General features: G+C 57.5%; 14 protein-coding genes. All 14 read right to left on the bottom strand.

All coding sequences use genetic code 11. From position 1 onward, the window contains the following. Positions 1-40: 40 nt before the first annotated feature. Positions 41-784 (bottom strand): hypothetical protein, encoded by a 744-nt coding sequence (locus QMZ18_RS14180; RefSeq protein ID WP_282606958.1) that lies wholly within the window; start codon positions 782-784, stop codon positions 41-43. Between the two features lie 248 nt (positions 785-1032). After that, positions 1033-3018 (bottom strand): acetyl/propionyl/methylcrotonyl-CoA carboxylase subunit alpha, encoded by a 1986-nt coding sequence (locus QMZ18_RS14175; protein WP_282606957.1) that lies wholly within the window; start codon positions 3016-3018, stop codon positions 1033-1035. A gap of 51 nt (positions 3019-3069) precedes the next feature. Beyond that, positions 3070-4602 carry an acyl-CoA carboxylase subunit beta gene (locus QMZ18_RS14170; RefSeq protein ID WP_282606956.1) on the bottom strand — a complete coding sequence of 511 codons (1533 nt, stop codon included), beginning with the start codon at positions 4600-4602 and terminating at the stop codon, positions 3070-3072. 259 nt (positions 4603-4861) lie between these two features. Further along, the gene (locus QMZ18_RS14165) at positions 4862-5587 is read right to left on the bottom strand and encodes an ATP12 family chaperone protein (protein WP_282606955.1); all 726 of its coding nucleotides are present in this window, start codon (positions 5585-5587) and stop codon (positions 4862-4864) included. A 48-nt stretch (positions 5588-5635) separates the two neighbouring features. Further along, a complete protein-coding gene (locus QMZ18_RS14160) occupies positions 5636-6337 on the bottom strand; it encodes an HAD-IA family hydrolase (RefSeq protein ID WP_282606954.1) in 702 nt (233 codons plus the stop codon). A 93-nt stretch (positions 6338-6430) separates the two neighbouring features. Then, the gene (locus tag QMZ18_RS14155) at positions 6431-7495 is read right to left on the bottom strand and encodes an RluA family pseudouridine synthase (protein WP_282606953.1); all 1065 of its coding nucleotides are present in this window, start codon (positions 7493-7495) and stop codon (positions 6431-6433) included. Between the two features lie 7 nt (positions 7496-7502). Continuing rightward, positions 7503-7889 carry a fluoride efflux transporter CrcB gene (gene crcB, locus QMZ18_RS14150; protein ID WP_282606952.1) on the bottom strand — a complete coding sequence of 129 codons (387 nt, stop codon included), beginning with the start codon at positions 7887-7889 and terminating at the stop codon, positions 7503-7505. A gap of 189 nt (positions 7890-8078) precedes the next feature. Then, positions 8079-8744: a cysteine hydrolase family protein gene (locus QMZ18_RS14145; protein WP_282606951.1), complete on the bottom strand. Its 666-nt coding sequence runs from the start codon at positions 8742-8744 to the stop codon at positions 8079-8081. A gap of 213 nt (positions 8745-8957) precedes the next feature. Further along, entirely contained in the window at positions 8958-10250 is a 1293-nt protein-coding gene (locus QMZ18_RS14140; protein ID WP_282606950.1) for a replication-associated recombination protein A, read from the bottom strand. Positions 10251-10304: 54 nt separating this feature from the next. After that, the gene (locus QMZ18_RS14135) at positions 10305-11756 is read right to left on the bottom strand and encodes a DegQ family serine endoprotease (protein WP_282606949.1); all 1452 of its coding nucleotides are present in this window, start codon (positions 11754-11756) and stop codon (positions 10305-10307) included. Between the two features lie 277 nt (positions 11757-12033). Continuing rightward, entirely contained in the window at positions 12034-12456 is a 423-nt protein-coding gene (rplQ, locus tag QMZ18_RS14130) for a 50S ribosomal protein L17 (RefSeq protein WP_282606948.1), read from the bottom strand. 182 nt (positions 12457-12638) lie between these two features. Continuing rightward, positions 12639-13655, bottom strand: a complete 1017-nt coding sequence (locus QMZ18_RS14125; RefSeq protein ID WP_322097218.1) for a DNA-directed RNA polymerase subunit alpha — start codon at positions 13653-13655, stop codon at positions 12639-12641. Positions 13656-13903: 248 nt separating this feature from the next. Continuing rightward, complete coding sequence (gene rpsK, locus QMZ18_RS14120; RefSeq protein ID WP_282606947.1) at positions 13904-14293, bottom strand: 30S ribosomal protein S11; 390 nt, start codon at positions 14291-14293, stop codon at positions 13904-13906. Positions 14294-14325: 32 nt separating this feature from the next. Continuing rightward, on the bottom strand, positions 14326-14694 hold the full coding sequence (gene rpsM, locus QMZ18_RS14115; RefSeq protein ID WP_282606946.1) for a 30S ribosomal protein S13: 369 nt from the start codon (positions 14692-14694) through the stop codon (positions 14326-14328). Positions 14695-14704: the final 10 nt, after the last annotated feature.

The following is a 14704-nucleotide window of genomic DNA, read 5'->3' as shown; positions in this document are numbered from 1 at the left end:
ACCGACATCAGTCGATTGCACTTAAGCTGTTCGATTTACATTACCACGGGCAATTAACTTGAATGGCTTTGTACTCAGCGTCATATCCGTTGTAGAAGCACGTTAGGAGTCGGAAGTTCTGCCAGTTTCGTTGTAGATATCGAAGCTCTCGAGCTGTGATATTATAGCCAAATGCCAGATCAGGCTCTCGTCCGATAATGGCTTGAATATCGCCAAGTCCCTCGAGATGGAAATGAACCATCCCATGCATTTTTTGTCTCGTCCACTCCAGCGCTGTTTTTGACCACCGCATCCCAAATTGGCTTAGAACGGGGATGTCAACGTAGCCAATTTCCTTGCCCTTGTTATCAGCAGTGACCTCGATCTGCCCATGGTGATCTGTTTGGCTGTATTTGTGCACTCCTTCTAAAGGGATATTCTGACCGACTACAGACCCCGGACCGTATTTCTTGTGAGCGGGAGGAGTATTGTTGAAGTCATTGAAAAACGTAACAAATCCACTGTCCTGCAAGGCCTGTGGATTTTTCTTCCATTCCTCCCACGGTTTCTCGGCAACGGTTCCGCCCCGATGATTGATATCAAAGGCGCGCGGACCATAGTTACCGTACTCATTGTTAACGTGTTCACGATAGAGAAAGGGTATGACATGCTCTGGTGACCAGTTCCTACCAAAGTGAACGTCAAGCAAACCTAGCCTGTGAGTTGCCACACGTTCGTTGAAGGTGATTGGCGTCGCGCCCCAAGTGGCAAGCGGAAAGCCAGTTAACGGTAAAGCCATACTCATGTCAGCGTTTTGTCGTCGGGCATGACAACCTCCGTCCTCTAGAGACGATCTAATGATAACACGGCACGGTGTTCCGTGGCAGTCATTGCAGTCTTGCTAAAAATAGAAAGGCCTCAATATTTCCATAAGCTTCTCCTTCAAGTGCTCCGGGGTCAGAGCTCAACAAACGAGAGGGCGCGCTACTTTCAATTCCAAAACTCAGTGTCTCTTACCCAATGCCTGACATACGCTTCAGCAGAGTGCAGTCATCACTCGAATTCCATGATGATCTGGTCGACGCTGAGGCTCTCGCCCGGCGCCGCCTTGATCGCGGCAACCACACCGTCCTGTTGTGCACGCAGCAGGTTTTCCATCTTCATGGCTTCGACTACGGCAAGTTCCTCGCCGGATTTCACCGACTGCCCAACTTCGACCGCAAGCGACACCAAAAGCCCCGGCATTGGCGAGAGAAGGAATTTTGAAAGATCCGGCGGCGCCTTGATCGGCATGACCGCATTCAACGCCGCAACATGAGGGCGAAGGACCAGCGCGTCCAGCGTAACACCGGCATGGGTCAGGCTCAGACGCGGACCCACGCGGTCGATCTGAACCGTAACAGGCTCGCCGTCAATCAAGCCGGTAAACAGCGCCTCCCCCGGCACCCAGTCGGTTTCCAGCATCACTCGCCCGCCGTCAATCCCAACATCATAAGACGCCATGCCGGTGCAAACGGAAACAGCAGTGTGATCAGTTCCGACGCAGACCACCCACTCTTCAGCCAAAACTTCGACTTCCAGGTCATCCCAAGCCACGCTCTCGGCTTCCCGTTCAGCAATGATATGCTGAGCCGTGGCCGCGGCAGCGGCTATCGTCCGGCGCTGCGATTCGTCGGGATCACCGCCTTTGAAGCCATCCGGAAATTCCTCGGCGATGAAGTTGGTGGTAAGACGCCCGTCGCGAAAACGCTGCTTGGCCATAACGGCGGCCAGGAAGCCCATATTGTGGTTGATCCCGCGGATATGAAAGGCGTCCAGCGCCGCCTGCATTTCCTTCAGCGCAGCCCCCCTGTCCGCACCATAAGTCACCAACTTAGCAATCATGGGATCGTAGAACATGGTGATCTCGGAACCTTCCTCGACACCACTGTCGATGCGGACATTCGCCGAAACTTCGGGTTCGTTGTATTTCACCAGCCGCCCGATCGAGGGCAGGAAACTGCGCAAGGGATCCTCGGCATAGACCCGTGATTCCATTGCCCAGCCCTTCAACTTCACATCGGCTTGGCCAAAATCGAGCTTTTCACCCGCCGCGATCCGGATCATCCATTCAACCAGGTCCAGCCCCGTGATCATCTCCGTCACGGGATGTTCGACCTGAATGCGGGTATTCATCTCGAGGAAATAAAAGTTGCGGCTTTTATCAACGATAAATTCGACTGTGCCTGCCGAGCAGTAATCCACCGCCTGGGCTAGGGCCACGGCCTGAGCGCCCATGGCCTGACGCGTCTCTTCGTCAAGGAACGGCGACGGCGCCTCTTCAATAACTTTCTGATGGCGCCGCTGGATCGAACACTCGCGCTCACCCAGATGCAGAGTATTGCCGTGTTTATCGGCCAGCACCTGGATCTCGATGTGGCGCGGCTCTTCAACGAATTTCTCAATAAAGATGCGTTCGTCACCGAAGCTGGTGCGCGCTTCGCTGCGGGCCGAACGAAAGCCGTCACGTGCCTCCTCTTCATTCCAGGCTACGCGCATGCCCTTGCCGCCGCCGCCCGCCGAGGCCTTGATCATAACCGGGTAACCGATCTCGCCGGAGATCTTGACCGCTTCTTCAGCATCCTCAATCAAATCCATGTGACCGGGCACGGTGCTCACATTGGCATCGGCAGCCAGGCGCTTGGACTCGATCTTGTCGCCCATCGCACCAATGGCCAGAGTCGGTGGGCCGATAAAGACGATATCCGCCTCGTCGAGGGCTTTCACGAATGCAGCGTTCTCGGATAAAAAGCCAAAACCCGGGTGCACGGCTTGGGCACCACTGTCCTTACAGGCCTGCACGATCTTCTCGATCACCAGGTAGCTCTCGGCTGATGCCGCGGGGCCGATGGCGACGGCCTCATCGGCCAACTGGACATGCAGCGCATCGGCATCAGCTTCGGAATAGACCGCAACGGTCGTGATGCCCATGCGCTTGGCGCTGCGGATAATGCGGCAGGCGATCTCGCCCCTGTTTGCAATCAGTATCTTATTGAACACTTTTTATCTTCCCCCTGAACGGCCTGATCGGCATGTCGATTTACCACCGCCTTAGAGCGGCAGGTTGTCATGCTTCTTCCAGGGATTTTCGAGTTCCTTGTTACGCAGCATGCGCAGCGCTTTGGCGACCCGGCGGCGGGTGCCATGCGGCATGATGACATCATCGATGAAACCGCGCGACGCCGCCACGAAGGGGTTCGCGAACTTCTGCCGGTATTCCTCGGTACGCGCTTCGATCTTTTCGCTGTCACCGATGTCGCCGCGGAAGATGATCTCGACCGCACCCTTCGGCCCCATGACCGCGATCTCGGCCGTTGGCCAGGCATAGTTCACGTCACCACGCAGATGCTTCGAAGACATAACATCATAGGCACCGCCATAGGCCTTACGCGTGATCACCGTAACCTTCGGCACGGTGGCCTCGGCATAGGCGAACAGCAGTTTCGCACCATGCTTGATGATGCCGTTGTATTCCTGCGAAGTGCCGGGCAGGAAGCCGGGCACATCGACGAAGGTGAGTATTGGTATGTTGAAGCAATCGCAGAACCGCACAAAGCGCGCCGCTTTCTTGGAGCTGTCGATGTCCAGACAGCCAGCCAGCACCATTGGCTGGTTGGCCACGATTCCGATCGTCCGGCCTTCCATACGGCCGAAACCAACGAGAATGTTGCCCGCGTACCCCGGCTGGATCTCGAAGAAGTCACCTTCGTCCACGACCTTCTGGATCAACTCCTTCATGTCGTAAGGCTTGTTCGGATTGGCCGGAACCAGGCTGTCCAAAGACGGCTCCTGCCGGTCGGCAGGATCGGCAGTTGGCCGGACCGGCACTTCGTCCCGGTTGGAACCGGGCAGGAAGTCCATGAAACGGCGCAGCTCCAGCAACGCCTCCACGTCGTTCTCGAAGGCCAGATCTGCAACGCCGGATTTGGTGGTGTGAGTCGTAGCGCCGCCCAATTCTTCGGCGGTTACGCTTTCATGGGTCACAGTCTTGACCACGTCGGGACCGGTCACAAACATGTAGGAACTGTCTTTGACCATGAAGATATAGTCGGTCATGGCCGGCGAATAGACCGCGCCCCCCGCGCAAGGCCCCATGATCATGGAGATCTGCGGCACAACACCAGAGGCCAGAACATTGCGCTGAAAGACCTCCGCATAGCCGGCCAGTGAGGCAACACCTTCCTGAATGCGCGCACCGCCGGAATCGTTCAAACCGATCACCGGCGCACCAACCTGCAGCGCCTTGTCCATCACCTTGCAGATCTTTTCGGCGTGGGATTCCGACAGCGAACCACCGAAGACCGTGAAGTCCTGGCTGAAGACAAATACCAACCGGCCATTAATAGTACCATGACCGGTCACCACCCCGTCACTCGGCACGCGCTGGTCGTTCATGCCAAAATCGCCACAGCGATGTTCGACGAACATGTCCCATTCCTCGAAGGAACCTGGGTCCAGCAGGATCTCAAGCCGTTCGCGGGCGGTCAGCTTGCCCTTGGCATGCTGCGCATCGACCCGGCGCTGACCGCCGCCGTTTCTTGCCGCATCGCGTTTGGATTCGAGCTTTCGGATGATATCCTGCACGCAATCTCCCCCCGTTTCTTTGATCCGCTCACCGCAATATTTTTTCGCGATGAAGGTGAATTGCTGATAACACGCAGGGATCAAAAGCACCAGCCGGGGCAGGGCTTTCGATCGTGTTCCAGGATAGATCCAGGTTAGTCGAAACCTCTCTGGGCGATCCGTCGTCCCGGTGGATCAATTCTCGCCATCCGCTCTAGGATCAGTTTTAGTAGAGGCTGATTCACGATTTCACCGGTTCAGTGAACTACAGATCACCACACTAACCACGCAGCAAGGTCAGAAAACTTGCAGCCGCGTGAAATTCTGCACGCAGCCCGGCATGACGTGCGGCCGCTTCGGAATCTTCCCCCCAAAACTCGACCTGGAACAGCTCATCCAACAAAGCTGCCGCAAAGGCTTCGTCTGCAGTGAGACGTCCGCGCAGCAGCGCCAAACCAATGACCAGCGAGCCGCCGGCGGAAACCACCGTGTGCAAGGCAGTCAGGGTCATGTCGTCGAGCCTCTCGACCGTGTGGCGCAAAGCCGCAACGGATGCTTCAGGCTGAGGTCTGGCGAGGATACCCGAAATCACCACCAGAGGTGCATCGAAACTCAAAGTCAGCCAGTCGAGCAGCGGTTGCCACCTGACCTGTTGCCGCTCAACCAGCTCCGGCGGATCCTCCGCCCAATAGCAAACGAGGTCGTGTTCCGCGAAGGCAGAGGTGGCATCGACGGCGTGTGCCCGCTCTTCATGAACCCAATCAATAGCGGTACAGGCCAATGTCATCATCGGCATGGCCTGTGCGTGAATCGTCTCGCCCTGCGCATTCCACTCCGCTGCGACAGCTTCTGCCAAAGAGAGTGTCGGTAACTGCAATGCGGCCTTATTCGGCGTGCGCAGGATACGGCCGTCAAGTGCGACGGTAAATCCGCCGCTCTCCTTCTCATCCGAAGGAACCGCTTCAGCTTTCTTGTAAAAGCGCTTGATATTGCTTGATGTGTTCATTCCATCCAAACACTTTCGACCACTGGGCAACAGGATCTTCTCAAGCTCTTAGGCGATCCTCGTCCCGACTGTCAGTTCCTCGAGTAACTCGGCAAAGGACTCAACGACATTTGAGGCTCCATTGGCCAGGAGTTCCTCACTGTCATGATAACCCCAGGATACGCCGATCGCACGCGCGCCGGCATTTCGGGCCAGCAGCATGTCGTATGTGGTATCGCCGATCATCACGGTGTCCGCCGGCTCGACACCAGTTTCGGCCATGGCCTGTTGAAGGATCTCCGGGTGAGGTTTGCTCGGACCGTCATCTGCCGTCTTCAAGGTCGCAAAATGGTGGTGTAATCCGTGGTGTTCCAAACTGTGAAGCAAGCCACGGCGATTCTTGCCGGTTGCGATGCCGAGCCAGGTTTCCGGCAGATCAAGGGCTACAATGGCTTCGCGTGCGCCCTGGAACAGAGGTTCGTCATAAGTGCCGCTGTGCCGAATGGCAAAGGCCCGCTCGCGATAACCTTCTGCAACCACCGCAGCCAGATCCCGGTCGTTGGGGTCCGGTAACAACGAGCCGATAGCATATTCCAAGGCTAAACCGACACTGCGGCGAATATCATTCGCGCTCGGAACCGGTAAGTCGTGATGCGCGAAGGCACCGGACATGCATTCGATGATGACCTGCTGGCTGTCGACCAGTGTTCCATCGAAATCGAATACGACAAGTCGGGGAACCATTGCCGAAATTTGTGTGTCGTCTGGCATAGTCTCTTCAGCAATGTTCGGCAAACCGCCTGACCGTCTCATCGACGCGGCCCGGCAGCTTACCAACAGCAGCCCGCCGCGCCAAGCGAGCGTTCAACGCGCCATGGAGTCCGGCTTGCGCTTTTCCAGATCAAGGGCGTCTGCGTAGGTCGCAAGATCGTTGGCAACGTCGTCGCCATGACGGACATCGAAGCGGAATGCATTCCAGGCCTCCGCCATCTCAGGCGGCAAGGGCGCGGAAATCCGCAAGGTCGTGCCGTCGTCAGGATGCGGCACTGCGATCTCCTGAGCATGGAGCATCAGGCGCTTGGGGAAATCGGGTTTAGCCGGAAAAGCCTGCTTCCCGCCGTACTTGCCATCGCCCACGATCGGCATGCCGAGCTCGGCACAATGCACGCGAAGCTGATGCGTGCGTCCGGTCAATGGCATCATCGCAATCCAGGTCAAACCACGGCTCTTACCGGTCCCAGTGGCAATTGTCTGATAAAGCGTAAGTGCACGCTTGCCGGCCGGCCCAAGAGCCGCGACCTTTTCCATACCGCCGTCGGTGGTTGTTTTGCCCAACGACATATCGATCACACCACGCGCCTTCGGCGGCTTGCCGGCCACCACGGCCCAATAGATCTTTCGGGCATCCTTGCCGCGGAACGCCGCCGTCAGGTCACGTGCCACCGCAGACGTGCGTGCCAGCAGCAGAACACCGCTGGTGTCCCGGTCAAGCCGGTGAACGAGCTTGGGACGTTCTTTGCGGTCGAAGATCAAACCATCAAGCATGGCATCAACGTGACGGCTCTGACCCGTTCCGCCCTGAACTGCGAGTCCGCTCGCCTTGTTGATCGCCAGAACCCAGTCATCTTTGAAGAGAACGGCATCCTGCAAGGCCTTGATGTCTTTAGGAGAAGCCACCGCTTTTTTGACCTGGCGCGCCGAAGCTTCCGGCATTCTCCCGGGCCCTGCCGCAATGGGGGGAACGCGCACGACTTGACCGGCCTCAACGCGCGCCGAAGACTTGACCCGCTTGCCGTCCAGCCGCACCTGACCGGTCCGCAGCAGCTTTTCGACCTGCCCTTGGGTCACGTCACTGTAGCGGCGCTTCAACCAGCGGTCCAAGCGGTCGCCGGCCTCCTCGCCGCTGACGGTCACCATTTCAACGGCCATTGTTTCTCTACCCTAAAATCGTTCGGAACAGTTGAAGGCCCGCGAAAAAGCCCAGCACCGATATCACCACAGATGCCAGCGCATAGATCGCAGCCTGCCCGGTTTCCCCCCGCTCCACCAGAAGGACCGTTTCCATCGAAAAGGTCGAAAAGGTGGTAAAGGCCCCCAGACAGCCGACCGTTAGAAATGCCCGCATCATCTGCGAGGGCGCCCAGGCCAGGGCAAAGACCTCAACCAGCGAGCCCATAATGAATGACCCGACCACATTGACCACCAGAGTCCCGTAAGGAAAGCCGGTGCCCATCCAGTGGCCGACCTGGGTGACGGCGAGGTAACGGCCGACAGCCCCAACTGCGCCGCCTAAGGCCACTGCCAGAATGATCTGGATATGCATCTCTCACCTTTTCCACGACAAGATCCGCGGTCATGCAGCGATCCGCATTCCGCGTGTGGTAGCAAACCAGCCCACTCAGCGCAATGGATGGCGGCTTTCGAGCAATAAGCCGTCTATCCATGACTTGCAGTTGCAAAGGTTTTTAAAGGTGACGTTTCAACGACGCAAAATAACCGGCTGAACCGTAACTCACGCGGCTTCGCCTGGCCGCTCCACGCCGGTCAGCCAAGTCAGGCAGTTCTCTGCATTCAGCAGATAAACGCCCATACGCCCCAACTCGCGCACACCGTCTTCCGTCGAATTGCACACTGCATCAGGCACCAGGACGATGCGGAAATCGCGCGCACTGGCCTCGTAGATCGTGGCCCGTGTGCCGGTCGCGAAGCTGAAGCCGCAGATAACCAAAGTGGTCACACCGCGTGACTTTAGTTCCTCTTCCAGACCCGTATCGTGAAAAGCACCCCAGCGCGGCCGGTAGAAGATAGACTCCTGATCGCTGACGGACTGGAATTTCCCAGCGAACAGCAGTTCCGGATCCAGCCGGGTGCCGGATGTCGGCTTGACTTCATCAATAAGCTCGGAGCCAAAACTGCCGGGCATGAGAATTCGCAGGCCTTCTTCAACGGCCTGCCGGCGGCACACATCGACATTGGTGCCATCAGGACGATAGAGGCGGACGGAGTGATAGATCGGTACACCCTGGTGACGGAAGCCGTCCACCAGGCGCTTCATTGCCGGAATGGCCCGGCCCAGGCCGGCAGCGCGTACTGGCGATCCAGGTAACGTAAAATCACGTTGCGCCGAAAGCGTGAGCAGAGCGACGGTTTGCTTTTCGGGTAACGTGTAGTCGGGCATTCCTCTATCCTTCAACGCCGATTTAATCCAGAGGGCATTCGTTCTTGATTCCAGCGATCAAGAGCGATCAGGCACTCGTCGCGACTCTTTGCCGCAAATTGGTTTGCGCAAACTACTCCTGACGGCGTCAGATTCAATTCTAAAGGTGGAATGGCAGACGCGCGGGAAACGCAGAGCTCGGATTTTTCCGCATATCTGCTACCATTCCCGCCTCTATTTTCCCCGCTCAGCCCTCAATTTGGCCCAGTAATCCAGCCTTTTTCGTACTTCCCGTTCGAAACCGCGCTCGACCGGCCGGTAGAATTGCCGGCGGGGCATTTCGTCAGGGAAGTAGTTCTGACCTGAAAATCCATCTTCGGCATCATGGTCGTAGGCGTAACCCTTGCCATAGCCCAAATCCTTCATCAACGAGGTCGGCGCATTGAGGATGTGCATGGGAGGTGAAAGCGAACCGGTTTCTTTGGCGCTACGTACGGAGTCTTTGTAGGCCTTATAGGCTGCATTGGATTTTGGCGCCGTTGCCAGGTAGATCACCGCCTGAGCCAACGCCAATTCGCCTTCCGGACTGCCCAGACGTTCGAAACTCTGCCAGGCTGCCAGAGTCTGTGTGAGCGCCTGAGGGTCCGCCAGCCCGATATCCTCGACCGAGAACCGCAACAACCGCCGGCCGATGTAATTAGGATCCTCTCCTGCAGACAGCATTCGCGCGAGCCAATAAAGTGAGGCGTCGCAGTCTGAACCGCGGAGCGACTTGTGTAGCGCCGAAATGAGATTGTAATGCCCTTCCTGAGCTTTGTCGTAAATCGGCGCACGCTTTTGCATCATGACCGCCAAAGCCGCGGAATCGAGAAGCTCCTCTACGTTCAGAGCAAAGAGTTCTTCCACCAGATTGAGCAGATAGCGTCCATCACCGTCGGCCATGGCGGCGACGGCCGCACGCGCGTCCTCGCGCAGAGGCAGGGCTTTGCCCTTGTCACTCTCTGCGCGGCGCATCAGTTCATCCATCGCCTTGTCGTCCAGGCGTTTGAGAACAAAGACCTGACAGCGCGACAGGAGAGCAGCATTCAATTCGAATGAGGGGTTTTCGGTCGTCGCGCCGACCAGCACCACGGTTCCATCTTCGACATAGGGCAGAAATCCGTCTTGCTGCGCCCGGTTGAAGCGATGGATTTCGTCAATGAACAGCAGAGTTCCACGGCCGGCGAGCCGACGATCCTTGGCCCGTTCGAAGACCTTACGCAAATCAGCCACACCAGAGAAGACCGCTGATAAAGGTTCAAACTCCAGATCTGTCACTTCTGCCAGGAGACGGGCGATTGTTGTCTTACCGCACCCCGGCGGCCCCCAGAGCACCATAGAAGCCAGGCGGTTACCCGCCAGCATCCGGCCCAGGGGTGCGTCAGGCTTCAGCAAGTGGTCCTGACCGACCACTTCCTCCAGCGCGCCTGGGCGCAAGCGATCCGCCAACGGACGCGGCGCCTGGCTTTCAAAGAGTCCCGTCACCATAGCGGAGTCTTCATGACCGAAGATCCATCCAAATTCTACGCCTTATCGAAATACTCAGCGGCCGATATTAATCGATCGGACCTTGCCGCCGCGGCGAAAGGTAATCCGCCAGCGCTTTTTGCTGGTCGCCAGGGCGCCGTCAATATCGGCGACTTGGGAGATGTCGCGATCGTTCACGCCAAGCAGCACATCGCCCGGCCGCATGCGGACCCGCTGTGCAGGACTGCCTCGTGCGATCTTGGTCACGATAACACCGACCCAGGCACCAGGAATATCGAGCTCCTCGGCGAGGGCAGGAGACAGATTGGCAACCTGCGCACCTGACAGCGGATGTTGTCCTCGGAGCCGCACCACTTCGCGCGGCGGCGATTCCGGCGCGGCCTCAATAGGAAGCTTGAGCGCCAGATTATTCTTAGACCGCCAGACCTCAATCGGCACTGCCTCTCCAAGATCCCGGGTTGCCACCCGGAACCGCAGGGATTCGTAGTCCTCGATTTTCACGCCATCCACCGAGAGGATCACGTCGCCGGGTTGCAGGCCGGCGCGATCAGCGGGACCCCCGTCATAAAGCTGGCTCACCACCACACCGCCCGGCCGATCAAGGCCGAAACCCATGGCCAGGTCCGCAGTCAGGGTCTGACCCGTAATGCCCGTCCAGGGGCGCACCAGGGTGCCACCGCTTTTAGCCGATTCGATGACCGTCCGAACCATATTCGCAGGAATAGCAAAGCCGATTCCAACCGAGCCGCCGCTGCGGGAATAGATCGCCGTGTTGATCCCGAGCAGTTGGCCATCCATGGTCACCAGAGCGCCCCCTGAGTTCCCGGGATTGATGGCCGCATCAGTCTGAATAAAAAAGCTGAAATCCCCGATCCCAACCTGTGTCCGGGCCAACGCCGAGACGATTCCGCTGGTCACCGTTTGCCCGACGCCAAAGGGATTGCCAATGGCGAGAACCAAATCGCCGACCTCAACATCGTCCGAATCGCGGAGTGGGATCGTCGGCAACACGGCCCCTTCCGGATCTACGCGAAGAACGGCAAGGTCGGTGCGCTCGTCATCGACGACCAGTTCCGCACTGAACTCGCGCCGGTCGGACAGCACAACCTTGATTTCAGTCGCACCGTTGATGACGTGATGGTTGGTGACAACGAGCCCATCACCGGACACGATCACACCGGAACCTAGCGATGACTCCATACGCTTGCGTTTCTGAGCGCCACCGAACTGGTCGCCAAAAAAGCGTTTGAAGAAAGGGTCGTCAAACAAAGAGGGGCGGCGTTTTTGCTTAACCGCGCGTTTGGAGAACACATTGACCACGGCCGGTGCGGTGGTTTTAACAACCGGCGCAAAGGACAGTGTCATCTCCTCCTGCGAGAAGGGCACACGAGAAGAGTCGTTCGCGCTGTCCGTTTGTGCCTTAGCCGGCGTCATTGTGACCGCCGCACTTGTTGCCAGCACCAGGACGGTGCTCAAAAACATTGTTATGAAACTACGTGGTTTCACCTGAAAATTGCTCCAAATGTCTTTCTTCAGTTTAACCGCCACACCCTTCACGGCGCATCACCTTGTCGTGCGAGGGTCCAGAATAGCAAGCTGTGCAGGACCGGAAACTACCAATTTCCCATCGTTTAGAACGCTTTAGTATCCCGTACCGTCCAATATCTGTTGAAAACAAAGCACGTTGAACGACAAAAGGCAGCCCTGAAGGACTGCCTTTGCCATAAAGTCTCGGTGCTCAAGCCTTTTTCAAGGAGCCGGAGCCGCGACTCAAAAGCCGAAGCTATTCTTCGCCCTCGTCTTCGTCTGCGTCCTGCGTCGGACCGGAGTCCATGCCCTTGGCATCTACATTACGATCAACCAGCTCGATGAAAGCCATCGGCGCCATATCGCCATGCCGGAAACCGGCTTTCAGCACGCGTGTGTAGCCGCCTGCCCGACTTTCGTAACGTCCTGCCAGATCATCGAACAACTTCGCAGTGATCTTGTCATCACGCAGAACGGAGTGGGCCTGACGGCGGGCGTGAAGATCGCCACGCTTGCCAAGGGTGATCAGCTTGTCGACCACACGACGAAGATCTTTCGCCTTCGGCAAGGTCGTTTTGATCTGCTCGTGCTTGAGCAGAGCGACAGCCATGTTGGCGAACATTGCCTTACGGTGGCTGCTGGTGCGGTTCAGCTTACGACCGCTCATTCCGTGACGCATTATCTTCTCTCCGTTCTCTATAACCTCGCGCACGAGGCCGATTAAGCGGTGCGACGCCAAGTCCCCATCGGGGTCGGGTACGTCGCACTGAGCCGGATGGCTCCATTTTCTTCAGCAGAAGAAGCTTACAGACTGCTTCTTGTTTTTGGCGCTAAGGGTCAAAAACAACCGCACTCTATATCTTAGTAAGGCTCTTCGAGCTTCTTCGCCAGTTCCTCGATGTTCTCCGGTGGCCACTCGGCAATCTCCATCCCAAGATGCAGACCCATGGTCGAGAGAACTTCCTTGATCTCGTTTAGCGACTTACGGCCGAAGTTCGGCGTCCGCAGCATCTCGCCTTCGCTCTTTTGGACCAGATCGCCAATGTAGACGATGTTGTCGTTCTTGAGGCAATTGGCTGAACGTACGGAAAGCTCGAGCTCGTCGACCTTGCGCAGCAGGTTCTTGTTGAACGGCGGCTCGCTCGGACGATCTTCGATTTCGCGAACCTGGGGTTCATCGAAGTTCACGAAGAGCTGCAGCTGGTCCTGAAGGATCCGGGCGGCCAGAGCGACCGCATCCTCGGGCGTCACCGCACCATTGGTGAACACATCCATCGTCAGCTTGTCATAATCGGTGACCTGGCCAACGCGGGTATTGTCCACCTTGTAGGAGACTTTGCGCACAGGCGAGAAAATCGAATCGACCGGCACCAGGCCAATCGGCGCATCTTCCGGACGGTTCTGCGAAGCGGCAACGTAGCCCTTGCCGATCTCGACCGTCAGCTCCATGTCGATCCGCGCACCATCATCCAGAGTACAGAGGATGAGATCCGGATTCATCACTTCGATGTCGGCGCCAGTCTCGATCTGTCCGGCCGTGACCGGGCCTGGGCCTTCGGCACGCAGACGCATGCGCTTGGGACCTTCGCCTCCCATACGCAGAGCGATCGATTTGATGTTCAACACCACGTCGGTCACGTCTTCACGCACGCCGGGAATGGAGGAGAACTCGTGCAGAACACCGTCCACCTGGATCGACGTTACAGCAGCACCTTGCAAGGAGGACAACAGCACCCGGCGTAACGCATTGCCGAGTGTCAGACCAAAACCCCGCTCCAGAGGTTCGGCGACGACCTTCGCAACGCGGGAAGCATCGGGACCCGGCTGGATGTCTAGCTTGTTCGGCTTAATTAGTTCGGTCCAATTTTTCTGAAGCACGATTGCGCCCTCATAATGTGCGGACTGCTTTGCGCCTGCCCGCTGTCTTTGAATGCCAAAAGCCGGTCTGCACCGGCCTCCGACTTGCCACGTTACTGCTGCAGACACCCGGGCCTGCAGCTCCCGTGAAACGGTCTAGAGTCTGATCGTCTTATTTCGAAGCGAAATGAAACGTGAACCAGTCTCTCCTTCATATGATCAGAGGACGATTCACGATCTTGATCACTTCGATCAAGATCGATCGCGCTCTAGACGCGGCGCCGTTTTGGCGGCCGGCAACCGTTGTGCGGAATCGGAGTTACATCGCGGATCGCAGTGATCGTAAAGCCGACCGCCTGCAGGGCCCGCAGAGCCGATTCGCGGCCCGAACCAGGGCCCTTAACGTTAACTTCCAGGGTCTTCATGCCGTGATCCTGTGCCTTGCGGCCAGCGTCTTCAGCAGCGAGCTGTGCGGCATAAGGAGTCGACTTCCGCGATCCCTTGAAGCCCTGCCCACCGGCCGAGGACCAGGAAATAGTATTGCCCTGAACATCGGTAATCGTGATCACCGTGTTGTTGAACGTCGCATTGACGTGGGCGATGCCGGAAGAGATGTTTTTCCGCTCGCGACGACGCAAACGCGCTTGAGGTTTGGCCATGGCCTGTAAAACCTTATCTTATCGTTTTGAAGTTATTTCTTCTTGCCTGCAATCGGCTTCGCCGGACCCTTGCGGGTACGGGCATTCGTGCTCGTCCGCTGTCCACGAACCGGCAGACCCTTACGGTGCCGCAGGCCGCGATAGCAGCCCAGGTCCATCAAACGCTTGATGTTCATCGCCACTTCACGACGAAGGTCGCCTTCCACCGTGTAACCACGGTCAATGGCCTCGCGAACCCGCACGACCTCATCGTCGGTCAGCTCGTTCACCCGCCGCTCCGCCGGAATACCGACCGTGCTGCAGATTTCCACGGCTTTGGCGCGGCCAATACCGTGAATGTAGGTCAAAGCAATCTGTACCCGTTTTTGCGTCGGGATATTGACGCCAGCAATACGTGCCACGCCACGGTCT

This window comes from Pelagibius sp. Alg239-R121, from assembly GCF_947331435.1.
Lineage (GTDB): Bacteria > Pseudomonadota > Alphaproteobacteria > Kiloniellales > Kiloniellaceae > Denitrobaculum.
Note: the sequence above shows the minus strand (reverse complement) of the source record. Positions and strands in the feature narration are given on the sequence as shown.

Coding starts and splice junctions, on each gene's coding strand:
- QMZ18_RS14140 (WP_282606950.1), bottom strand. CDS start 10,250: ATGGTGACGGGACTCTTTGAAAGCCAGGCGCCGCGTCCGTTGGCGGAT.
- QMZ18_RS14160 (WP_282606954.1), bottom strand. CDS start 6,337: ATGCCAGACGACACACAAATTTCGGCAATGGTTCCCCGACTTGTCGTA.
- rplQ (WP_282606948.1), bottom strand. CDS start 12,456: ATGCGTCACGGAATGAGCGGTCGTAAGCTGAACCGCACCAGCAGCCAC.
- QMZ18_RS14145 (WP_282606951.1), bottom strand. CDS start 8,744: ATGCCCGACTACACGTTACCCGAAAAGCAAACCGTCGCTCTGCTCACG.
- QMZ18_RS14155 (WP_282606953.1), bottom strand. CDS start 7,495: ATGGCCGTTGAAATGGTGACCGTCAGCGGCGAGGAGGCCGGCGACCGC.
- QMZ18_RS14165 (WP_282606955.1), bottom strand. CDS start 5,587: ATGAACACATCAAGCAATATCAAGCGCTTTTACAAGAAAGCTGAAGCG.
- QMZ18_RS14180 (WP_282606958.1), bottom strand. CDS start 784: ATGAGTATGGCTTTACCGTTAACTGGCTTTCCGCTTGCCACTTGGGGC.
- rpsK (WP_282606947.1), bottom strand. CDS start 14,293: ATGGCCAAACCTCAAGCGCGTTTGCGTCGTCGCGAGCGGAAAAACATC.
- crcB (WP_282606952.1), bottom strand. CDS start 7,889: ATGCATATCCAGATCATTCTGGCAGTGGCCTTAGGCGGCGCAGTTGGG.